This window comes from Calyptranema fuscum S582, from assembly GCF_055793305.1.
This window is the reverse complement of record NZ_JBSLYH010000061.1, coordinates 1-22,360: the sequence shown is the minus strand read 5'-3', so window position 1 is coordinate 22,360 and position 22,360 is coordinate 1. Positions and strand designations below refer to the sequence as shown.

Genomic DNA, 22,360 nt, shown 5'->3' with positions numbered 1-22,360 from the left:
GCACTCATATCAAATTTCATAGCTGGATTAAGCAATGCCCACACATTAAACTATCCCAAAAACAGTTTGTAGGCTGGATTTTGATTCTCATCCCAATATTGATAGCCCAGAGTGTCGAGAAATGCTTGCCACGCTTCCATTTCATGCGGGGGAACCTGCATTCCGACCACAATGCGTCCGTAGTCTGCACCATTATTGCGATAGTGAAACAGGCTGATGTTCCAGTTTGGACTCATGGAGCCGACAAATTTCATTAAGGCACCGGGGCGTTCGGGAAACTCGAAGCGGTAGAGCAATTCGTTATGAGCCAGGGGCGATCGCCCACCGACCATGTGGCGCAAGTGCAATTTCGTCAGCTCATCATCGGTTAAGTCCAAAATTTTGAAGCCACAGGTTTCAAACGAAGTCAGCATTTTTGCGGCATCGGCACGATTTTCGATCTGGACGCCGACAAAGATATGTGCCTCTTTTTCATCCGCAATGCGATAGTTAAATTCGGTCAGATTGCGTTTGCCCATGCAATTACAAAATTTACGCAAACTTCCGGGTTGTTCGGGAATCGTGACGGCAAAGATTGCCTCCCGCCGTTCGCCCAGTTCAGCGCGTTCGGCGACAAACCGCAGCCGATCAAAGTTCATATTGGCACCACAGGCAACGGCAACCAACGTTTGATCGTGGATTTGTTCTCGTTCGACATAGACCTTTGCAGCGGCGATCGCCAGTGCCCCAGCCGGTTCTAAAATCGATCGCGTATCTTCAAACACATCCTTAATGGCTGCACAGGTATCATCGGTATCGACCAGGATGATCTCATCCACATATTGCTGGCAAAGACGAAAGGTTTCCTCGCCAACTTCGCGCACCGCTACGCCATCGGCAAATAACCCGACCTGAGGCAATCGCACCCGCTTACCCTGCTTGAGAGATTGGTACATGGCATCGGCATCGACAGGTTCAACGCCAATGATTTTGATATCAGGTCGCAACCGTTTCACATACGCCCCAATCCCTGAAATCAACCCACCGCCTCCAATGGCGACGAAAATGGCATGGATGGGTTGTTGACATTGCCGCAAAATTTCCATGCCGATGGTTCCCTGACCAGCGATCACATAGGGATCATCAAACGGGTGAATGAACGTCAGCCCCTTCTCTGCTTCAAGTTGGCGTGCATGGGCATAGGCATCGTCGTAGGTATCGCCATACAACACGACCTCGCCGCCTCTGGCTTTGACTGCATCGACCTTGACCTGGGGTGTGGTCACTGGCATGACAATGATGGCGCGGGTACCAAGATGGTGAGCTGACAGCGCTACCCCCTGAGCATGGTTGCCCGCCGAGGCAGCAATCACCCCCTGTGCCAATAGCTCGGCAGGCAACTGAGCCATTTTGTTGTACGCACCCCGCAATTTAAACGAAAAGACAGACTGCATATCTTCTCGCTTGAGCAACAGCTTGTTATTCAGCCGTGCTGACAGATTGGGCGCATAGTCCAGAGGAGATTCTTGCGCAACGTCGTAGACCCGCGCCGTCAGGATTTGTACCAGGTAGTCGCAATACATAAGGTTTAGAGAGATATGCAGATGCCGAGTAAAAGAAAAATCGTGCCCCACTCCATCCTTAACAATACAGTCCGTTTTGGAGAGAAAGCTTGGCTGACAGTGTTGATTTTACAAGGTGGTATGTTTCCGGTGGGGCAAGGGCACCTTATAGCGTGAGCTGAGTTGTCCAGCTTCCACATGGCTCCCAGGAATTATGAAATTTTCATCAACCTTAGACAATTTATGAGGGTAAACCCAGACCATCCTGAAAACTAAAGGTATGCGGGATGACAAATGTTATAAAACTTGGGGATTTAAGGATGGCAGTGCCGCGTCGCGGCACTGCCATCCTTAAACCTCAGCGTGATGAAAATCTTGATCGTTGCGAAATCGTTATGGGATAAGGTTTTGGGTTCTTGATTAAATGATCGTTGCAGAGTGCTGATATCCTTCTAAGGATCACCGATTAATTGACCTGTTATTCTTTTTGAGCGCGCGGCAGCTCCGGCATCAGCCTGTCCTCAGGAATCGGGTTTAAGTTAAATCCACGATCCCTCAAAGCTGGGTCAGAACTAACTTTCAGCGGCTTGAGAATCCCTGCGATCGCAAAAAATAGTGCCCTTTTGACACGAGGAGTGGACTACATTGAGTCGGCTATTCAAAGATTCAATTCACCTGCCCTGGCTAGCGATACAGCGACGCAGACGGACGCATAAAAGGACAACCGTCGTTCTTTTGGGTCTGGTGGTTGCCTTGGTTTGTGCGTCGGGTTTATTTTCTTCAGTTCAAGCACAAACGCCTGCGGCGGCTGATTTTCCCGTGCCGACGACGCTCAATTCCACTCCTCGTCCGGCATTGCCAGCTCTGCCGATTGTCCCGGTTAGCCGACCTCAATCCTCTGGGGGTTCCGCTCAACAACCCGCAAGCAACGATCCAGCGGAACAAACTGCTCCGGCAGGGGTACCTGTCGAACCTGGAGCATTGCCCATTACGACGATTGAAGCGATCGCCATGCGTCAGGAGCTAGAAAACCTGATTGGGCGATTTGAAAGTGCTTTACTCTCTGCCGATGCCGCTACGAGTGAGATTAGTTTAGATTTCTCTGACAATTTAGATGCTCTGAATAACTCCGATGAAACGCTAATTGCCGCCACAGAAGCGGGTGTACAAGCTGCCCAGCCGGTTGGTGTGCGGTCTAACAGTATCTTGCTGCAAGCACGTCAAATTTTAGAAACCTTTCCTCATTTCGTTGCCGAAGGCGACTATGCGATGGCTCGCCAGCAATGGTTAGCTGCAAGACAACTGCTGTGGGATAACTTCCCCACCGATCGGATGCTGGCGCAACCAGAGATTCGGGCAATGTGGTTGGATCGGGGCACGATTGTCAATGCGCGATCGCGTCAGGGATTAACTCGCATTTTTGATGGGCTTGCGGCTGCCGGGATCAATACCGTCTTTTTTGAAACCGTTAACGCAGGCTACCCCATTTACCCCAGCCAGATTGCACCCCAGCAAAATCCATTAACCCGAGGCTGGGATCCCTTAGCCGATGCGGTCGCACTGGCACATGAACGAGGGATGGAGCTTCATGCCTGGGTGTGGACGTTTGCTGCCGGAAATACGCGCCACAATACTCTAATAAACCTGCCCGACAGTTATCTCGGTCCGATTCTCAGCGCTCATCCCGATTGGGCAAACTATGACGATCGGGGCAACCCCATTCCACCCGGACAAACCAAACCCTTTCTTGATCCAGCCAACCCAGCGGTTCGCGGCTATTTGCTGCGCTTGTTTCAGGAAATTGTCACCCGTTACGATGTAGACGGATTGCAACTCGATTACATCCGTTATCCCTTTCAAGATCCCGGTGCCGGACGCAGTTATGGGTATGGCACCGTGGCACGGCAACAATTTCAGCGGATGACGGGTGTGGATCCAACGACTCTGACACCGGGCGATCGCCAGCTTTGGGAACAATGGACAAGCTTCCGCACCGAACAAGTGAATTCTTTTGTCGCTGAAACCTCGCGAGTGTTACGCCGCATCAATTCTGACTTGATCCTATCGGTTGCTGTTTTTCCACTATCAGAGCACGAACGTATTCAAAAAATCCAGCAAGATTGGGGAACCTGGGCACAACGGGGCGATGTAGATCTGATTGTGACCATGAGCTATGCCGAAGATACGAATCGTCTGGAACGGTTGGTCAATCCCTGGATTGCCAATGCCGATCTGGGCCCTGTATTGGTGCTGCCGTCGATTCGGCTCTACAACTTGCCCACCGCTGCCACCATCGATCAGTTGCAGGCGATTCGAGATATGCCGGTTGGTGGCTATTCCTTATTTGCTGTTGCTGACTTGAATGACACCCTGCAAGGTATATTCCATCGTACTCAGGGGGCATCGACTTCCAGCACGAGTGCCGAACCTATTCCCTATCGCCAACCTTTCCATGCGGCAGCCGCTCGTTATGATGCGCTACGACGCGAATGGGGTTTTCTGTTTAGTCAGGGGCAACTGTGGATTCGTGAACATCAGTTGAGTGAATGGAGCCGTCAGGCAGATGCGTTGGCAGACGCGTTGGCACAGCTTGCCGAACATCCCTCTGAACAAGGGTTACATAACGCCAGAACCGTCTTGCACGATTTTCGCGATCGCTTTGCGGGGTGGATGTCTTTGCAATCGCTCAACGATAGCTACCGGATTCGCATCTGGGAAAATCATCTAGCCACCCTGGACGTTTTGCTGAATTATGGAGAACACTTTACGCTGGGGCGGCAGAGCAGTTCTACGTGATCCGATTCCCCGATCCCTTGCGTTCCGCCAACAGCCAAGCTGCTACACCCCCGCCGATAAAGCCAAATAAATGACCTTCCCAAGAAATACCGGGTTGGTTAGGCAATACACCCCAGATCAAGCTGCCATAGAGCACCCCGACCATGACTGAGAAAAAGATGGACACCAAGCTGCGTTCAAAATAGCCCCGCAGGAGCAAAAACCCTAAGTAGCCAAAGATAACGCCGCTCGCCCCGATGTGGATCGCAGGTGCGCCCAATAGCCAGGTGCCCACTCCTCCGACCAGCATGGCGATCGCACTGACGATAAAAAAGTCACTGGTTTGCCGTAACATCACCAGCCATCCCAAGATCAAAAAGGGAATGGTATTGGAAATCAGGTGACTGAAACTGCCATGCAAAAACGGAGCAAATAAAATGCCCCGTAAGCCAATTTGGGTACGCGGAATAATGCCAAATTGATCAAGCGATCGCCCTGTCAGTTGATCGATGATTTCGATGCCCCACAATAGCACTACGATAATTCCCAACGTTAGAACATGGGTTCTTAATTCTCGGGCAATTCCTTTCACGTCTTCGTTGCTCATAGGACGATTCATTTTCAGTCGATTTACGTAGATTGAGAAACAAGGGGTAACGAATTCACAGAATAATCTTCATGAAGAATTTGGAACTTAAACAGAAAATTTACGTCTTTTTTAATGGATGTTGGAGCAAGATTGATTTAGTGCAGTCCTCAGTAGCAGCTTTATGTCCAATGTATGACGGTCTGATCTTTCCTGAACGCACATACAGAGCTGTGATCATGGGAACACAATAGGTGTATTCGTTTTTACAAGACATCACGGTCAATCAGAGTCTTAATCACCTCCTAATCGATCCCGTAATCTTTCTGAATCATTTTGGGTTCATCCTGGCTGAGCGATCGAATTTTGGGGTTCTCATGAAAAGCACTGAATCAGGCGTTGCTGGTTTTGGCAATGAATGGGACTGTGAACCCGAAGGGTTCACAGTCCCATTCATTCCAGAATTTAGTCATGTTCTGAAATAGGCAACAGTTATGGGCTGTTGACTAAACGAGACAATCCTCAGCGAGACAATCCTCAGGAGGTCGTGTTGATCAAAAACTGGGCGATCGCCCTCCCTTTTCCCCGAATCAATCGTTTCAGAGCGGTGTTGGGTGACACCCCTAGAGGCTCAATCCCCATTGCCAAAACAACCCGTTTAAGACTAATACTACTCACTGCGGTTGATCAATTCCGGATTCGTGCCCAACCCTTGCCGTTGCCGATCCCCATTCCCAGCGATCGCTATTGATTTTGGGTATGAGGGTGAGCTTATAACTCAAGATTTTACGTTTATCCCCGGATTCAGACATATCTGAATTCATCGTGTATCTGGAGTATTGATAGCGATCGCTCAATCAGAAACAACCGGGGGTTAAGATATCTTTCTTTCGGGGGAGTAAAACCTTTAGCCCCTTCTCCATCTTAAAGATGGTGGATTGCCTCCACCCTAATTTGTTTGAGAGAGTGGCGGTTTCGTCGGTCTCTCAGAAAAACGAACAGGGGCGCTGATCTCCGATCTCAAAGGCGATGAATTGAAGGGAACAACGGTTTTGGCTCTGGTGAGGATGCGTTTGGGCGGGTAAGGATTCTGCGCACGGGTGATTCCATCTCAGGATTAAGCTACAAGTGATGATGACTAGTTTGAAGCAGGGTAGATTCTATTTTGGCTTAAAGAAAAAATCAGCACAGTTGAGGCGATTCTGGCGACTGTTGCCGGGAAGCATTGCCGCGCTGATTGTACTGGGGCTATTTCAAATTGGGGCATGGCAACCGCTAGAAAATTTGTTTTGCGACATGCTGTTTTCTCTGCGAGGCTTTGTCAGCTGGGGAGATCAGGTGGTTGTCGTAGAAATTGATGACGCCAGTCTGCAATCACTCGGTCAATTTCCCTGGAATCGTCAATATTATGCAGAGGTGTTAGATACCTTAACCGATGCCCATGCCAGCGTTGTGGCGTTGGATGTGGTGTTATCAGACCCTACGCCCGACGATGAACAACTTGCCAGTGCGATGCGCCGTCAGGGGCGGGTTGTGTTGGCGCAATCCTGGAATCAGGCAGGGGCTCCAATTTTGCCGACAGCGACCCTGAAATCAGCGGCGATCGCCACAGGTCACAACCTCAAACGCGACGAATTGGATGGGGCAGTCCGGCAAGTGGATTTGCTGGTCAAAGACACTCCCTCATTAGCCCTGGCAGCGGTGCAAATTTATTCGGCTGTGCAAAAACCTGTATCACTGCCCAATCTCAACCAACCCCTGTGGGTGAACTGGTTGGGGCCCTCGTTGCAAGCAACGCAATACTCGTTTGTCAAAGTATTACGAGGAGAAATTCCATCTCAAGCGTTCGCCGGAAAGGTAGTGTTGGTCGGCGTTTCCACCCCAGCTCTCGACTCGGTGCAAACGCCCTACAATCGCAATCCTTCTACCAGCAGCACCTATCTACAAGCCACCGTTATTAATAATCTGCTCCAAGAAAATTCACTGCACCGGGTTGCAGACTATGGGCTAGTTGTCTTGCTGCTGTTGGGAGGGCCCGGTTTGAGTTATGTGCTGGGACATTGCCGACTCGACAAACAAATTTTGGCGTGGTCTGCGCTTTGCTTGGGTTGGTTTGGGTTGTCCATCAGTTTATTTCGCGCGGGGTATTGGTTGCCCACGATCGCACCTATTAGCCTGTTTTGTCTGACGGGGGCAGGGGTCGTTTTAGCCGATCAATATCGCATGAATAAGCTGCTGCATCAGAGCGAAGAACGCTATGCGCTGGCAGTACGTGGGTCAAATGAAGGGTTATGGGATTGGAATTTAAAGACGGATGTCATTTATTTTTCACCCCGCTGGAAAGAAATTTTAGGGTATGACGAAGAGGAAAGTGGCGATCGCTCAGAGGATTGGTTCAGTCGCGTTCACTCAGATGATTTAGAACAGCTTAAAGGCGCGATCGATAACCATCTCAAGGGTAAGACGGCTTATTTTGAACACGAGCATCGTATCCGCCACTGTGATGGCAATTATCGCTGGGTTTTAAGTCGGGGCATGGCAGTACGAAATTCAGAGGGCATGGCTTACCGTATGGCAGGTTCTCAAACTGATGTCACAGAACGCCGAGAAGCCGAAGAACAATTGCGTCGTATTGCCCTCTATGATGGCTTGACCGATCTGCCGAACCGCGCCTATTTCATGGATGCTTTGCGGCAGGCGATCGCCCATAACCAGGAACAACCCCTGTTTACCTTTGCGGTCTTTTTTCTTGATGTCGATCGGTTTCAACTGGTTAACAGTAGCCTCGGCAATAGTGTTGGGGATCAGCTGTTGGTGGCGATCGCCCATCGCTTAAAAGCGTATATTTCACCCGAAGGGGTCGTTGCTCGCCTGGGGGGCGACGAATTTGCCATGCTACTCAAGCATGTCGAAGATATGGGCGATGCGATTCGGGAAGCCGACCAGATTCAGCGACTGTTGTCGCTGCCGTTTAATCTGGAAGGGCATGAGGTGTTTACTACCGTCAGCATTGGCATTGCCCTGAGTGCCAACTACTACACCCAACCCGAACATATTCTGCGAGATGCCGATACTGCCATGTATCGTGCCAAAGCCTCCGGTAAAGCCCGCCATCAAGTGTTTGATAAAGCCATGCATACGCGCATGGTGGCTAAACTGCAACTTGAAAATGATCTGCGCCGAGCCATTTCTAACGAAGAGCGGCAGGTTATTCGCGTATCCAATACCAATCAAGAGTTTCATGAATTACAACTGCACTACCAACCGATTGTGCAACTGACAACGGGACGGGTGATCGGGTTTGAGGCGCTGGTGCGCTGGCAACATCCCGAACAAGGATTTTTGTCACCGGCTAAGTTTATTGCCACTGCCGAAGAAACTGGATTGATCATTCCCCTGGGCTGGTGGATTTTGCGGCAAGCCTGTCTTCAGATGAGTGCGTGGCAGGAAAAAATTTCTCCTGGCACGCCATTGACGATGAATGTTAATCTTGCCAGTCGCCAGTTTTCTATGCGCGGGCTGACCGAGCAAATGGACTATATTCTCCAGGAAACCGGAATTAATGCCTCGCGTTTAAAGCTAGAAATCACCGAAGGCACGATTATGAACAATGCCAAATCAGTGATTGCGACCTTACATCAGTTGCGATCGCTGGGCATTCAATTGGCGATCGATGACTTTGGTACAGGCTATTCGTCGCTCAGTTACCTGCATCGTTTTCCCATTAACACGCTCAAAATCGATCGATCTTTTGTCAGCCGCATGAGTATTGATAGCGAAAATGCCGAGATTGTCCGCACGATCGTCACCCTGGCGCATACGTTGAATATGGATGTCACCGCAGAAGGCGTCGAAAATACCGAGCAATCGTTGCAATTGTTAGAAATGGGGTGTGAGTATGGTCAGGGCTATCTTTTCGCCAGACCCTTGACGGCTGAAGCCGCGACCCAACTGCTTGCCGAAAAACTATGGGGACGGGAATCGCCGACAACGCTGAATCCAGCCGTGAATCTGCACATAGGAACTGCAATCCCCTATGCCAACCCCACGTTGCCCATAACAACACCAATGACTACGACTGAGCTAGAGAAAGACATGGGTGCAGAACAAAATCCCTTCAATCCACTGGCGCAACCCCAACAGTAGTGCTTTGAGCAGGATTGTGGATTTAAAGCATGAGCGATCGCCAGCTCTGCCAGCGATCGCTCAATTAGAATCCGGTTTGCAGCGCGGCATTGCCGCGCTGCAAACGTTAATGGAACGCGTTGCTTTAAGCCAGCAATTCTCCGGTTTCCTGGAGAGTGTGGAGACGGTGATAGATGCCACCGTGGTGCAACAGTTCATCATGACTGCCCACTTCCACAATTTGCCCTTGATCTAAAACCACGATCTTGTCAGCTTCACGCACCGTACTCAGACGATGGGCAATGATCAGCGTGGTACGAGTCCCGAGGATGCTTCGCATTGCCAACTGAATCGATCGCTCTGATTCATAGTCCAAACTAGAGGTGGCTTCATCGAAGATCAGCACATCGGGGTTGACCAGCAGAGCGCGGGCGATACCGAGCCGCTGACGTTGTCCACCCGATAGACGGACTCCTCGTTCACCAACCAGGGTGTAATACCCTTTGGGCAGCAGATGAATAAATTCGTCTACTCTGGCGATTTGGCAAGCTTTTTGTACATCCTCCAGACAGGCATGGGGGTTGCCATAGGTGAGGTTATCTAACAAGGTGCCGTTAAACACATCCACTTCCTGGTGAACGATCGCCAACCGTTTGCGATAGCCCGTCGTATCCAGACTACGAATATCATGCCCGTCGATCAGCACTCGTCCTGAGTTGGGTTCAAAGTACCGAAACAAGAGCTTGACCAGGGTCGATTTGCCAGAACCCGATCGCCCGACCAATGCCACCGTCTGATACGGTTCAATCAACAAATTAATGTTTTGTAGAACCGGACGGGCGGGGTCATAGCCGAAGGTAAGGTTTTCAAAATGCACCTTGCCTGTGAATTGGTAGTGTTTGACCGCTTCCGGTCGGGTCAGGTCAACCGCATCGCTGCCATTGGATTGTTGGACAAACTCGTGGTAGCGAATCATCGACGCAAACCGGCGGGAAAACACTTCAGCCAGGTGGCTAATCGGCTCCAGTTCGGAATATGCCATGCTTGACACCGTCAGGGTGGTGACAAAGTGGCCGAGGGAGATGTGACCTACCACCGTTGCCCACAACGTCAACGCCAACACCCCAAACACACAGGATTGAATGATCAGCTCCTGCCACGTAAACAACGTGATATAACCGCGATGAATGCGATAGTTCACATAGGTAAACTCTCGATTCAAACGACACGATTGCCGAGTCAGTTCGCTTGCTTCGGTGGCAAACGCTTTGACCGTTTTGATATTGGTGATGATTTCAGAGGTGCGGCTTTCGGTATTTTCGATATGGCGATCGAGAAATTGTTCTTTCTGCGTCAGTTTATTGAGATTCTGCAAACTGAAATTGAGGATGACGATAAACGAGATAAAAAACAATAGGGCAATGCGCCATTCAATCAACCAGATCACCAGAAAAATTCCGAGAATGCGAAAAACTTTAGGAATCAGTTGTCCGGCAATTTCAGGATACGTCCAGGTGTGGTTAGATAAGCCCTTGGCAACCCGACCGACCACCCGACCGGGGTTGTTTTCGTCATAAAACTCCAGGGGCAGAGTCAGAATTTTTTCGATCGCCCGTTTGGTATGGTCTCGCCGCGATCGCAACGCAATATCCCAGTGGAACCAGTCGCTTAACCAGGGTTGAATGGGGGCGCGAACAACGGTAACCACAAAGATGATGCCGAGTAGCAAGACTAACGCCCCAGTCTGATGAGAACGGAAGGCGATCGCGCTCGATAAGCCATCCACCGTTCCTTGCAGAAACTGATCGATGGGCTGACCCGAAAGCACGTTGAGAATTTGTCCGGTGGCATAGGGAACCGCCAGATCAATAATTTGAAATAGACTGGTAACGGCGATGCTGAAATAGGCGATCGCTTTGTAGTTCTTGTAGTATTTGATTAAGTCTTGAAACTGTGCCATGAGAATTTCCTCCGTCAAATCTGACGAAAAGGAGGGTGAGTGATAGGTGGCGATCGCAGAAACGATGCACCTTGAGATTTGAGTGGGGGCAACGCTACATCATTACGAGCATCACCAAAGAAGCGACTGGGCAATGGGTCAGCCGTTAGCAGCTTTAACTCGAATCACATGAGTGTTTGCTTGGACTACGGATTGTAGCACAATCATATTACACAATCTCAATTGCTCCGATTCCCGAAGAAAAATCATCATGTTATTGATCTACCCAATGAAATGTAGTGTGGGTGCCGCGCTTTGCGCGGCACCCACACTACATTTCATCGGGTAGTGGTCTGTCAATTAAAAATTGACAGTTAAAACGGGTGATGTGCCGCGCTTCGCGCGGCACATCACCCATCAGAAAATACTTGGCAAAGCACTAACGTTGCGAACACTAAATTTTGCAATACGGGGTGTGGGGGCGTAGCCCCCACGCAGGGGTTTCACCCACACACCCCGTTGTAAAAGTTTTGATTGGGTCTACAGTTAAGAGCGTTACAGCGAAGTTTAATCGTGCAGGGCTTGCCGTTGAAGCTGCATCAATTCTTGGATACCAGTCTCCGCCAGGTCGAGCATTTGATTCATCTGTAAACGGGTAAAACTCCCTTCCTCAGCCGTTCCTTGTAGCTCAATTATGCTCAAATCTTCTCGCAGCACAATGTTGAAATCTACAGTTGCTGCCACATCTTCTACATAATTCAAGTCAAGAAACGCTTCCCCGTCTAATAAGCCTACGGAGACGGCAGCAATTTGATGACGAATGGGCGATCGCTCTAGTTCACCTGTTTTTATCAAGTGATCAATCGCATCACTCAAGGCAACGAATGCCCCTGTAATCGAGGTGGTGCGTGTCCCTGCATCGGCCTGAAGTACATCTGCGTCTACGGTCAACGTCCGCTCTCCCAAGGCTGCCATATCTAACCCGGCTCTGAGGCTACGCCCAATCAACCGCTGAATTTCTTGAGTTCGACCCGACAGCTTCATCAATTCTCTTGCCTGACGTGGCTGTGTAGCACTGGGCAACATGCGATATTCGGCAGTCAGCCAGCCCTGACCCGACCCTTCTAAAAATCTCGGTACCCCCGGTTGCACAGAAACCGTACAGAGCACCTTTGTCTCGCCAGATTGGGCAAGCACTGACCCGGCAGCGAATTGAGTGAAGTGTCGCTCAAAACGAACCGGACGAAGCTGGTTAGATTTTCGACCATCTGGACGAGTCCAAGTCATGATTGTTGTCCTAAATGATTGACACAAAATTCTCAATCAGAATACAGCCTGTTTGCAATGAAAGATAAAAAATATTCCTGGAGGGTTAAATTACCATGGATGATATTGACGTGAACACACACGTAGTGTTTGATGGGGGGGAAACTGGCAGATTTACGCTACATTTCACGGATACTCTTGTACTATCTCGGATCAGAGTTTGTTTATGGTTTCCCAGCTCGAAGCCCCTATCATTGATTCCAATCGTCAACTTCCCTACATTGTCGAAGGCTTAGTGCAGGTGTTCACATGCCCCCATCGCAATTTTTTTACGGGAGTCATGGCTCAGTCTTTGCGAATTGCAGGACAAGGGACACCTGTGTTGGTGGTGCAGTTTCTTAAAGGTGGCATTGGTCAGGGGCACGAGCATCCGGTGCAGCTTGGGCAACATCTTACCTGGTTGCGCTGCAATTTACCCCGTTGTCTGGACGCACCCCCGTCAGAGGCGGCAGAAATCGCGGCAGTACAAGAGCTTTGGCATCATACGACCACGGTTGTTGCCGCCGCAAAATATTCTCTGGTGGTATTGGATGAATTGAGCCTAGCCATTCAATTTGGGCTGATCCCGGAAGCCGAGGTCTTGGATTTTTTGCGGACTCGACCCCAGCAAATGGATGTGATTTTGACGGGGCCCGAAATGCCCCAATCCATTCTCGATATTGCCGACCAAATTACTGAAATGCGCCGCAGCCATCGATCTTGAACATTAATCCTGAATATTAATCTTGAGTATCGATCGTGAACAGGGGAATGCGATCGCCTTGAGTCCGTCTCCTCGTTGATACAGCAATTTTTAATCGAGTGGGGTACAAATTATTTTTTGAAAGCCATGCTCTGCATGGCTTTCAAAAAATAATCGGGTTTTATCTGAGCGCGAAACGCCATCAAAAAGAGGGTGGGCAATGCCCACCCTCTTTTTATGCAGGGGTTTTTCCCAGGGTCTATTGGCGAATTCGGTAGCCACCTACAATGACTTCGGCATCGCTGTTGTAATCCTGGTAGGCATGGTTGACGCCAAACAGATTCAAAATGAAAATGTTGTCGCCACGTTGTTCTACAAAACTAATGGCGTCTAGCTTGTTGCCGCTGGGGTCAGTGCCAATCCAATCGACGCGAATACTGCCATCGGGTTGAATTTCTGACTTTTGCCAGGTCACTTCTTTCAGACGTTTTTCGTACTCAGATTTGAGTGCGGCTTCTAAATCATCGTTGCTCAATTGTTGACCTTGAGCCGAACCGAAATCTACCGAGCCAGCAAATCCTTGATCACTTGATGCAAAGGCAATGCCGCTGCCGGTGTCCTCATAGGTATAACCCGCAGGAAAAGAAATTGCGTACAACCCATTGGGGTCTTCATAAGCAACTTCGTCTCCGGCAGCCGCAGAAGGTGACGGGGCAACAGGTGTTTGTTCAGCGTTAGACGGCTCAACCGCAGAGGGTGATGCTGCAATCGATGGAGCTGTAGAAGGGGATGCAGTGCCTTCTGGTGTCTCTTTGCCACAACCGGCGAGGGTTACGAGGGAAGCGAGGAGCAAAGGAGTAAAGAATGTAAATCTCTTATTCATGTCCTAAGTTTGTATGTGTAGTGATACTGAGGGCTTCATGGTACGTGTAAAGGGTAGAAATTAACACCTGATTATTATCGAGGAGTTAGGGGCTATTTCACTTTCCTAGCCTGTGTAACTACGTATAGCGATCGCCATTTTCCGGATAAATTCTTAGCTAACGTGATGCGCGATCGTTGGGAATAGATGAGATGCGAGCGGTGGGTAGGCGCGTGTCCAGATCTTCTTCTATCTCACCTTAAAAAGGGTCATTATGCCAAGTTTTACAGGAAGCGATCGCCATCAAATGCTATTTAGGATCGTGGATTAAATAAGATCGAATATTGAATCGTTTGGAGGGGCGAACGGCCGTTCGCCCGTACAACAAATCATCGGAGTTATTTAATTCCCATTCCTTAGAGAGATAATTTTCCTGCCCTTTAGACAAAAAAAATACCTCTGCTACTGATATGTCAGAGTGGCTTTAAGCCTGAGAAGAGGCGATCGCCATACACGCAACATCGACCTGTTGAACAATGGGGGTACATCCCAGCCATTGTTGCGAGATCTGAATGAACGGGGCAGGGTTGCCGCTGACATAAAACTGAGTGGGCAGGGGCGGATAAGGATTTTTTAAACCCAGGAGATCTAATTCCTGCATCGCTGCTTTAACCACATGCACTGCCGGATCGACGAGGGCAATTTTGGCAGGCAGAATCGTTTTGAGAACGGGTTCTAAATGGGGATAGTGGGTGCAACCGTAAATCAGGGTATCAATTTGCTTTTCCAATAGCGGTGTGAGATAGTCCAACGCGACTGAGCGAGTGTAAGGGTCTGCCAGACGGTTTTGTTCGATCAGCGGCACAAACTCTGGACAACCGATTTGCCAAACCTGGGTGTTGGGATTGATCTCTGCGATCGCCTGTTTATAAGCATTGCTGGCAGCGGTCGCTGGAGTGGCAATCACCCCAATGCGTTGACCCTGCTGCACAGCCGCACGTGCCCCTGGCAAAATCACCCCTAGAATCGGCACATCAAATTCAGACCGCACAATTTCCAGTGCCAGCGCTGAACTCGTATTACACGCCATGATCACCATCTTGACGCCCTGTTGTTGCATCCAGGTGATGATCTCGCGGACAAATTGCAAAATTTCAGATGGCGATCGCGTGCCATAGGGCAGACGAGCCGTATCACCAAAATACAAAATCGATTCGTTGGGTAACTGACGATACAACTCTCTGAGAACTGTAAGACCACCGACACCACTATCAAAAACGCCAATCCTTGCTTTTTGAGGATGTTGCCCCAATGCGCCTGAAGCTGTCAACGACATCTCAGGTATAGAAACCGGAGGTGCGATCGGAGAATGATTGGATTCAGGAGAAGGAATGCTGGATAAATTGGGGTTTTTCATTCAGTTCGTGTTTGCAAGCTCTAAAAGTTTTGTTGAACATATTGCAGGATACCGCGAGCGATTCCTGCTGCCATCTGGCTGCGGAAAGTTGGATCAGATAACAATCGCGCATCTTGGGCACCTGTTACAAATCCTAACTCTAGTAGAACAGCGGGCATAGAAGTGTTCCGAATGACATAAAATCTTGCCTGACGAATGCCACGATCTTGGACACCCGGAACTTGCACAATACTGCTGTGAATTACCCGAGCTAAGCGCAACCCGCTGTCTGAGTAGTAATAGGTTTCTGTGCCATTCACATCGGGGCGGCTGAGGTTAATGGAGTTAGAGTGAATACTCACAAACAAGTCTGCATTGGCACGCTCAGCAATTTGGACTCTGGGTTCTAACTCAATATCCCGATCATCGCTGCGCGTCAAAATGGCGGTTACCCCCTGTTGCTCCAGGAGTGCCGCAACCTGAAGAGCAACATCCAGGTTAATTTCTTTCTCGCGTAATCCGTTAATTCCAATAGCTCCAGGGTCTGATCCGCCATGTCCGGGGTCTACCACAATCACAATCCGGCTATTGGGCACCTGGGGCAGCTCGCCGGGTGAAATCGAGGTATTGGGTTGCGTTGGGATGGGTGTAGACGGGTTGATAGGGGTCGCTTGAGAGGAGCGATCGAGGGCAAGCGAAACCAGTTGGTTATTGGGTTGGCTGACACTGCCAATTCGCACGCCTGCCGCAGGTTGCGCCAGAATCGTCACACTCTCATCCTCTTCCCGCAAACGGACATTTAGTAAGGGACTGTTGGCACTGAGTTGCGGACCCGTTACCTGTGCTGCCAACCGGGCAGAAGGAATCGAAATGCGGTAAGCTCCAGTCGAACGATCCCAACCATTGGTATACGCGACTGGGCGATCGGAGCGAATTAGCAATTGCCGACCATCACTAGACAGTTCAATGGCTTGAATAGTAGCAGGTTGATTGGGGGCTGGAGCTTGTGGAGTTTCATCCTCCGGCTCATTGTCATCGTTGCGACCGGCAATGGTTGCAGAATTGGTGCCGCCGACGGGCACAATCACAATTCCTCCCAGATTACTGACGGTCGCCTGCCATTCTGCGGCTTCGTCATCAACGTCCAGCGTAATTCGTGCTACAGGGGGCGATGTTTCGACCTGACTCACTTGCACGCGCGTCACTCCCCGCAGATTAACGGCTTGATCACGCTCGACCAGTTGTGGCGACACGGCAGTATTGGCAATGTCAATATTCACCTGACGGCGATCGCGACTGCGTTCGACTTCAATCTCGGGAGCAGCACCACTAATTCGCACAAAGAAGCCATCGGGGGTTAGCCGCACATTTTCGAGTTGGGTGGCAGCGCCGACTACAGGGGTTGAATTGGGAACTGTCGGTGTGGTGGGGGATGTGTTGTTAGGAGGGGTAGCTGCAATCCGTTGTGGCGTTGGTAACTCAACACTCCATTGGCTAGAAGTCTCGCCCCGCACCCGCACCTGTTGAGGATCAACTGTGTAGCCTGGATTTAGCTCAATCACAATGCGCGTCGTATTGGCATCAAATTGCCCAATCCGGACTTCTCTGACGGCACCGTTATATTGCTGGCTGAGCATCGAACTACCCAAAACAATGCCCGGTAGGTCGATCACCACCCGAGTTGGGTTGGGGATGAGTTGTGCTCGCGGTTGAACCCCTGTGTCAGTCGTAAACGTTAAGACGTTGTTGTCAGGGTTAAACCGCCAAAATTGTAATCTAGCTGCCTGAGCCGGAGCTGCAAGCATGAGACTACTTAAGATCCCCAGAAAACTGGGCACTATCCAGTGAAATTTCACAGTTTCTCCTTCAAATTCACCTGTTTAGGGCACTGCATAAATTGGTATTGCTTTAAGATTTTGAGGTCATAACAACCCAAGCGCTTTGGCTGGAACGTTCGGTATTGCCATAGTTTCCACATCAAATTGCTCAACAACAAACTACTCAACAGCAAACGTCTGGGATTGTAGTGAACGGTTATAGCGGTACGCATTAGGGTTAGGACGGGGTGCAGGGGTGGAACCCCTGCGTGGGGGCACCGCCCCCACCCCCCCGATGTTCAGATGTGCGGCGACGCCGCGTTTCCAACAATCAACGCCTGGGTTTTATTTAATGTTTGATCCTGAGCAATGCCCATGACCTGACGACACAGCATGGGGGATGATGCCGTGTGACACATCCTATTTCGACGGGGCGATCGCATTTTCCTGACAAAATTTAGCTTTACTCTGTTGTGAATATGTGACAAATGTATGACGAACTGTGATGAAAAATACCATGTCTTTGAGGCGATCGCACTGATCCACGATAAATCACCAAAAACGGAGCGTTGTGTGGCATCCTTTGTCCGCCACACAACACCCTGAACTAAACAGTAGATTTTGCCAAAACCAATTGTTAATCCTGCGACTCTCCTTCCACTGCCGTTGAAACAGGGGGCACTGCGTTCGCGGATACTCCTTCTAAAGCAGGGGTTGGCGATGGATCCAGGACTCCTCCCGCATCTTCCTTAAATACCAGACGCAATAGTGCCGGTGCGACAAACGTCGTAAAGATAACCATGACAATGATGGCAGCCTCTAGCGGTTTCGAGAGCACACCGCTGGCAGAGCCGACCCCAACAAACACCAGCCCCACCTCACCTCGCGGAATCATACCGACCCCGATCGCCAGACGGTTGATCCCAGGTTGACCAAAGACGGCTAACCCGGTCACGACCTTACCGATAATTGCGACGATGACCAGGAATGCCGCAATGATCAGCCCTTCTCGATTTGCCTCAACCATGGGGTTGAGCACGCTGACATCGGTTCGTGCCCCCACGGTGACAAAGAAAATGGGCACCAAGATATCTGCAACAGGGATGACCTGTTCTTCCAGCTCTTTTTGTTTCTCGGTTTCTGCCAAAATTAAACCGGCGGCGAAAGCTCCTAGAATGGCTTCTAGCTGAATTACGGCACCAATATACGCCAAGACAAAGGTAAAAATCAGGGCAGATAACAGCAGTTGACCGCGGGTTTGCAAACGGTTGACCAATCCGACAAACAAGGGGCTGAGCAATCGTCCTAAGAAAATAGAACCCACCAGGAAAACGGCAGCACCAACAATCAGGTAAATAACATTGCCGACTTCGACTTCGCCTGTTTTTGCCAGACTGGCGACCACTGCCAGGACGATAATGCCCAACACATCGTCTAAAACGGCGGCTCCAATAATAATTTGCCCTTCTCTAGAACTGAGTTGTTGAATCTCTGCTAACACTTTGGCAGTAATGCCAATGCTAGTCGCCGTCAGGGCAGCACCTGCAAAAATGGCGGGAATGGTGGGTACACCGAATAAGGTAATCAGTCCGGCAGTTCCTGCGGCAAACGGAACAGCCACCCCAACAACTGCAACCACAGCGGCTTGGGGTCCCACTCGGATCAACTCTTTGAGGTCGGACTCCAACCCAATCTCAAACAGTAAGATAATCACACCCAGTTCTGCCAAAACTGAAATCACTTCGCTTTGGGCTTCAAATACACTCAACGCGTCTTCGGGCTTGAGTCTTGCGGTTGTTTCTAGAAAATTGACAATGAGCGAATTTAATTCTCCACTCTCTTCAGGAAAAACCACCAGGTGTAGCAAAGAGACCCCTACGACCACGCCACCCACCAGCTCTCCTAAAACGGAGGGCAGGTTGATCCGGGCACACAGTTCTCCCCCAATTTTGGCAGCCAGATAAATCACAATCAAACTCAATAGCACGCCTGCTAAGACAATTGGGGCTGTCTCTGCTGTGGTCGCAGTTGCTAACAGGGGAGGATTGAGCAGAAAAGATTGCAGAGAATTAATGGGGCTTAAAGAGGCAAACATATGCAAATTCGCTCCCCATACATTTAAATCAACCATGCACTCGGCAGAATCCATCCTGTCTACTCTACAATCTTCTTTACAAAATATGGATGCTCAGAAGGCATGAGTTCAAGAAATCTGCATATAGCGCTGTGTGATTTGTGCCCCTAATACCAATCAAATATGAAGCTGCAACTTTTTAAGAGGGGGTGTGGGGGTTCACTCCCACGAAGGGGGCAGCGCCCCCTTCACTCCCCTTTTAATTCAGTGCATTTTTATATGGAAACCGTATAAGGCTTGTGGATTTAATAAAACCGTATGTTTGTGTTTGGGCGCGCGGCACCGCCGCGCGCCCAAAAATCAATCTTCGGATTTTAATTTAATGTGTGATCCTAAGGCGATAGCCCAAAGGTACGGTGCTTCAGGGAAGGCATTTGTCGGCGAACTTGTTCCAGGCGAGAGGGTTCAATTGATGCGATCGCCACCCCTGGTTTTTCTCCAGCATCTGCCAAAATTGCTCCCCAGGGGTCAATGATCACTGCATGTCCATGCGACTGCCGTAAGGTGTTGTGCCGTCCGGTTTGGGCGGGCGCAATCACATAGCAGGTATTTTCGATCGCCCTGGCTTGTAGCAATACTTGCCAATGGTCTTTCCCGGTATAGGCAGTAAACGCTGCCGGGATAAATAAAACCTCTGCGCCCATTTGCGAAAGGTGGCGATATAACTCTGGGAAGCGCACATCATAGCAGACAGATAAACCCAGATTGCCCAACTCTTTGGAGGGGTAGACAGGGGGCAAATGAACCCCTGCTAAAACGGTTTTAGATTCCTGATAAGTGTTGCCGTCGGGCAGGTCAACATCAAACAAATGCACCTTTTCATAGCGTGCCAGTTCGTCTCCCGCAGGCCCTACCAGTAACGCGGTGTTATAGACCTTGCCATTGCCGGTGGGCATTGGAAAGCCACCCCCCAGCAAGGTTACCTGGTAGCGTTGCGCCATCGTTTTGAGAAATTTTTCACTTTCGTGGGCGATCGCTTCTGCTTGTTCCATCTTGGCGTCTTCGTTGCCGAGAAATGAAAAGTTTTCCGGCAAGCAGACCAGTTCTGCACCTTGCCGCACGGCTAAATCGATTAAATCTTCTGCCTGCACCAAATTTTTGGCGAGATCAGGCAAGCTATTCATTTGGACTGCGGCTGCTAAATATGACTTCATGATAGTGGTGAGAGACAGCGAAACAAGGACAAGTAAAGGCGCGACTTAATTTTTAGAGGAAAAGCTCACTGATCTATTTATTTTTGTAGGTAAGAATGATCGGGATAGGGCAAACCCAGACCATCTTGCTGACCGAAATAAAGTCCGATTGGGGTGAACAAAGGTGGCATAAGCCTTGTTTAATTTTCCCTTAGGATCGTGGATTTAATAAATCGAAGATTTATGTTTGTCAGCACGGCACCACCGCGCATCCAAACGTAAATGTCCGGGGTTTATTGAATTGGTTATCCTTAACATCGGATCAGAATTGTGCTGACCCAAAGTTAATGAGTGTTGACTCAATAGCCCCCCATCATTAAATCAAATCTGGTTGAGACTTGGAGGACTCATCTCCATAAATCTCTGAAGTACCCCACTAATATCAAACCTTACCGGCAATCCAGAGGGCGATCTCATCTCTCTGGGGATGGGGATTACATAGCACTGCCTAATCCAGCGATGAAATTGGATGGGAGAGCCACGCTCCGTGCGGCTCTCCTACAACACCCGGTATCTATGTCCCGACGATTTAGGGTTATCAGCGCGGCGTCGCCGCGCTGATAACCCTAAATCGTCAGGATTTAATCAGGTGCGCAGCCTTATAAACTCTAGTGTTGCAAACCCAAAATTTTGCAACATGGGGGTTTGGGGGCTGCGCCCCCAAGAGGGGGTTTTACCCCCTCCACCCCCTCTAAAACTTTTAAGTTGGTGTACTGGTTTGTGTATGTTCGGTGTTGCCCAACGTAGGAGCCTCTCTGCGCCGCAGATTCAGCGTGAAACGTAAATTCTTCTCAGTACACTTGCGGAAACTATATAAATTAAGGTTCCTTGTTCATCAAATACTTAATCATTTGGCGGATTTCTGTGAAGCTTTGATAAAGGATCCCCGGAATGCGGTTGCGATATTCCAGGTTTCTACGGTTCAATTTTGCTTAATGGCTACAGGGTAATGAGCTTGGATACGGAGTACGAGCTATAGAGGGTGTATCGTTCATTGCCTGAAGTGTTCATGCCTGAAGTATTGTTTTACCCATTCATTTTGAATTTATAGCGTTACACCTATGTTTTGTATGGGTGGGTGCGGGGGTTGCGTCCCCCCCATCCGATCATAAAAATCCTGGAGACAGCTCAAACTTCTATGGGCTGTGCGGCTCCATCATGGCGTTGCTTTTAAACCTTTCTCATCTACGGTTGAGTGCTTGAAACAGTGGCTGAGTCACCCGTTCAACCACTCCGTGTCCGATCTGGAAGATAACCCTGTCGTTTGTTTCCCCCTGAATCGATTTACCGCTTTGATGACCTCAATATCACCCTTTAGCCGTTAGTTAAGCAATCATTCTTAAGCTCATCTGTGTGGCAGAGCTGATTTCTGTCGGCACTGGGGTCTGTCAGTCCCCGCCCTTTTGTCCTTTTAGATGTTTAGGATTAGTCCACGAAATCATGTCACATTTTAAAATTGATCAGGTTTCTGACTGTTATCCCCTCAGCTTTTTACAGCGCAATCCTTCTCTCTCGGATGCTTTGCTAGCGGATTGTAATTATGATTTTGATGAAGTCAAAGCTTTGATCAGACGGGCACTCCGGGCACCAGAACGATGTCAGCCGGGGCATTATTACATTCAGGCGATCGCCACTCAACACACGACATTTTTAGTCACCAATTTAGTTGCAGGGATAGAATATCAGCTGACAACCGTGGGATCGAGTTGGTTAATCGGCAGAAATTCGACCTGTGCGATTTCCATCCGAGATTTTTCGGTTTCTCGCTGTCATGCCGTAATTGGGCGAGATCCGGATAACAAATTTTATCTGTCTGATTTAGGCAGTAGTAACGGTACCTGGGTCAATCTTCGTAAGATCTCGTCTCGACAACGTCAGGTCTTACAAGATGGCGATTTGTTGCAAATGGGCAATTTGAAAACCGAGTTTTTCCTGGCGAGTCGGCACCAGTGTGGGGTTGCACTTCAGGAAGCGACCTATTCTT

The 22,360-nt window shown here is 49.6% G+C and carries 14 protein-coding genes; 5 read left to right on the top strand and 9 right to left on the bottom strand.

Annotated elements, in window-relative coordinates; genetic code table 11:
• Window positions 1-50: 50 nt before the first annotated feature.
• Entirely contained in the window at window positions 51-1,562 is a 1,512-nt protein-coding gene (ilvA, locus tag ACR6Z4_RS27990; protein ID WP_479720633.1) for a threonine ammonia-lyase, biosynthetic, read from the bottom strand.
• A gap of 624 nt (window positions 1,563-2,186) precedes the next feature.
• Between ilvA and ACR6Z4_RS27985 the strand changes: the two genes are divergently transcribed.
• Window positions 2,187-4,337, top strand: coding sequence for a glycoside hydrolase family 10-like protein (locus tag ACR6Z4_RS27985; RefSeq protein WP_479720632.1), 2,151 nt, complete (start codon window positions 2,187-2,189; stop codon window positions 4,335-4,337).
• Here the strand turns inward: ACR6Z4_RS27985 and ACR6Z4_RS27980 are convergent.
• Window positions 4,330-4,923, bottom strand: a complete 594-nt coding sequence (locus tag ACR6Z4_RS27980; protein ID WP_479720631.1) for a rhomboid family intramembrane serine protease — start codon at window positions 4,921-4,923, stop codon at window positions 4,330-4,332. The two genes, ACR6Z4_RS27985 and ACR6Z4_RS27980, sit on opposite strands and share 8 nt — an antisense overlap.
• A 481-nt stretch (window positions 4,924-5,404) precedes the next feature.
• Between ACR6Z4_RS27980 and ACR6Z4_RS27975 the strand changes: the two genes are divergently transcribed.
• Together ACR6Z4_RS27975 and ACR6Z4_RS27970 are read left to right on the top strand one after the other, a co-directional pair.
• Window positions 5,405-5,653 (top strand): hypothetical protein, encoded by a 249-nt coding sequence (locus ACR6Z4_RS27975; protein WP_479720630.1) that lies wholly within the window; start codon window positions 5,405-5,407, stop codon window positions 5,651-5,653.
• Between the two features lie 380 nt (window positions 5,654-6,033).
• Window positions 6,034-9,048, top strand: coding sequence for an EAL domain-containing protein (locus ACR6Z4_RS27970; RefSeq protein ID WP_479720629.1), 3,015 nt, complete (start codon window positions 6,034-6,036; stop codon window positions 9,046-9,048).
• 124 nt (window positions 9,049-9,172) lie between these two features.
• On the opposite strand, the gene ACR6Z4_RS27965 is transcribed toward ACR6Z4_RS27970, so the two are convergent.
• Together ACR6Z4_RS27965 and rph are read right to left on the bottom strand one after the other, a co-directional pair.
• Window positions 9,173-10,987, bottom strand: coding sequence for an ABC transporter ATP-binding protein (locus ACR6Z4_RS27965; RefSeq protein ID WP_479720628.1), 1,815 nt, complete (start codon window positions 10,985-10,987; stop codon window positions 9,173-9,175).
• Window positions 10,988-11,533: 546 nt separating this feature from the next.
• On the bottom strand, window positions 11,534-12,253 hold the full coding sequence (gene rph, locus ACR6Z4_RS27960; RefSeq protein WP_479720627.1) for a ribonuclease PH: 720 nt from the start codon (window positions 12,251-12,253) through the stop codon (window positions 11,534-11,536).
• Window positions 12,254-12,458: 205 nt separating this feature from the next.
• Between rph and ACR6Z4_RS27955 the strand changes: the two genes are divergently transcribed.
• Window positions 12,459-12,995 carry a P-loop NTPase family protein gene (locus tag ACR6Z4_RS27955; protein ID WP_479720626.1) on the top strand — a complete coding sequence of 179 codons (537 nt, stop codon included), beginning with the start codon at window positions 12,459-12,461 and terminating at the stop codon, window positions 12,993-12,995.
• Between the two features lie 238 nt (window positions 12,996-13,233).
• Here the strand turns inward: ACR6Z4_RS27955 and ACR6Z4_RS27950 are convergent, their stop codons facing one another.
• The 5 genes from ACR6Z4_RS27950 to ACR6Z4_RS27930 all read right to left on the bottom strand — a co-directional run bounded on the left by ACR6Z4_RS27950 (window position 13,234) and on the right by ACR6Z4_RS27930 (window position 20,337).
• Window positions 13,234-13,857, bottom strand: a complete 624-nt coding sequence (locus tag ACR6Z4_RS27950; RefSeq protein WP_479720625.1) for a hypothetical protein — start codon at window positions 13,855-13,857, stop codon at window positions 13,234-13,236.
• A 463-nt stretch (window positions 13,858-14,320) separates the two neighbouring features.
• Complete coding sequence (murI, locus tag ACR6Z4_RS27945; RefSeq protein ID WP_479720646.1) at window positions 14,321-15,172, bottom strand: glutamate racemase; 852 nt, start codon at window positions 15,170-15,172, stop codon at window positions 14,321-14,323.
• 101 nt (window positions 15,173-15,273) lie between these two features.
• Window positions 15,274-17,088: an N-acetylmuramoyl-L-alanine amidase gene (locus ACR6Z4_RS27940; RefSeq protein WP_479720624.1), complete on the bottom strand. Its 1,815-nt coding sequence runs from the start codon at window positions 17,086-17,088 to the stop codon at window positions 15,274-15,276.
• Window positions 17,089-17,686: 598 nt separating this feature from the next.
• Window positions 17,687-19,144 (bottom strand): cation:proton antiporter, encoded by a 1,458-nt coding sequence (locus tag ACR6Z4_RS27935; RefSeq protein WP_479720645.1) that lies wholly within the window; start codon window positions 19,142-19,144, stop codon window positions 17,687-17,689.
• A 371-nt stretch (window positions 19,145-19,515) separates the two neighbouring features.
• A complete protein-coding gene (locus tag ACR6Z4_RS27930) occupies window positions 19,516-20,337 on the bottom strand; it encodes a carbon-nitrogen hydrolase family protein (protein ID WP_479720623.1) in 822 nt (273 codons plus the stop codon).
• Between the two features lie 1,479 nt (window positions 20,338-21,816).
• Between ACR6Z4_RS27930 and ACR6Z4_RS27925 the strand changes: the two genes are divergently transcribed.
• The coding region (locus tag ACR6Z4_RS27925; protein WP_479720622.1) for an FHA domain-containing protein at window positions 21,817-22,360 on the top strand (544 nt) is incomplete at its 3' end.

Coding starts and splice junctions, on each gene's coding strand:
- ACR6Z4_RS27970 (WP_479720629.1), top strand. CDS start 6,034: ATGATGACTAGTTTGAAGCAGGGTAGATTCTATTTTGGCTTAAAGAAA.
- ilvA (WP_479720633.1), bottom strand. CDS start 1,562: ATGTATTGCGACTACCTGGTACAAATCCTGACGGCGCGGGTCTACGAC.
- ACR6Z4_RS27980 (WP_479720631.1), bottom strand. CDS start 4,923: ATGAGCAACGAAGACGTGAAAGGAATTGCCCGAGAATTAAGAACCCAT.
- ACR6Z4_RS27955 (WP_479720626.1), top strand. CDS start 12,459: ATGGTTTCCCAGCTCGAAGCCCCTATCATTGATTCCAATCGTCAACTT.
- ACR6Z4_RS27935 (WP_479720645.1), bottom strand. CDS start 19,144: ATGTTTGCCTCTTTAAGCCCCATTAATTCTCTGCAATCTTTTCTGCTC.
- ACR6Z4_RS27930 (WP_479720623.1), bottom strand. CDS start 20,337: ATGAAGTCATATTTAGCAGCCGCAGTCCAAATGAATAGCTTGCCTGAT.
- murI (WP_479720646.1), bottom strand. CDS start 15,172: ATGTCGTTGACAGCTTCAGGCGCATTGGGGCAACATCCTCAAAAAGCA.
- ACR6Z4_RS27950 (WP_479720625.1), bottom strand. CDS start 13,857: ATGAATAAGAGATTTACATTCTTTACTCCTTTGCTCCTCGCTTCCCTC.
- ACR6Z4_RS27965 (WP_479720628.1), bottom strand. CDS start 10,987: ATGGCACAGTTTCAAGACTTAATCAAATACTACAAGAACTACAAAGCG.
- rph (WP_479720627.1), bottom strand. CDS start 12,253: ATGACTTGGACTCGTCCAGATGGTCGAAAATCTAACCAGCTTCGTCCG.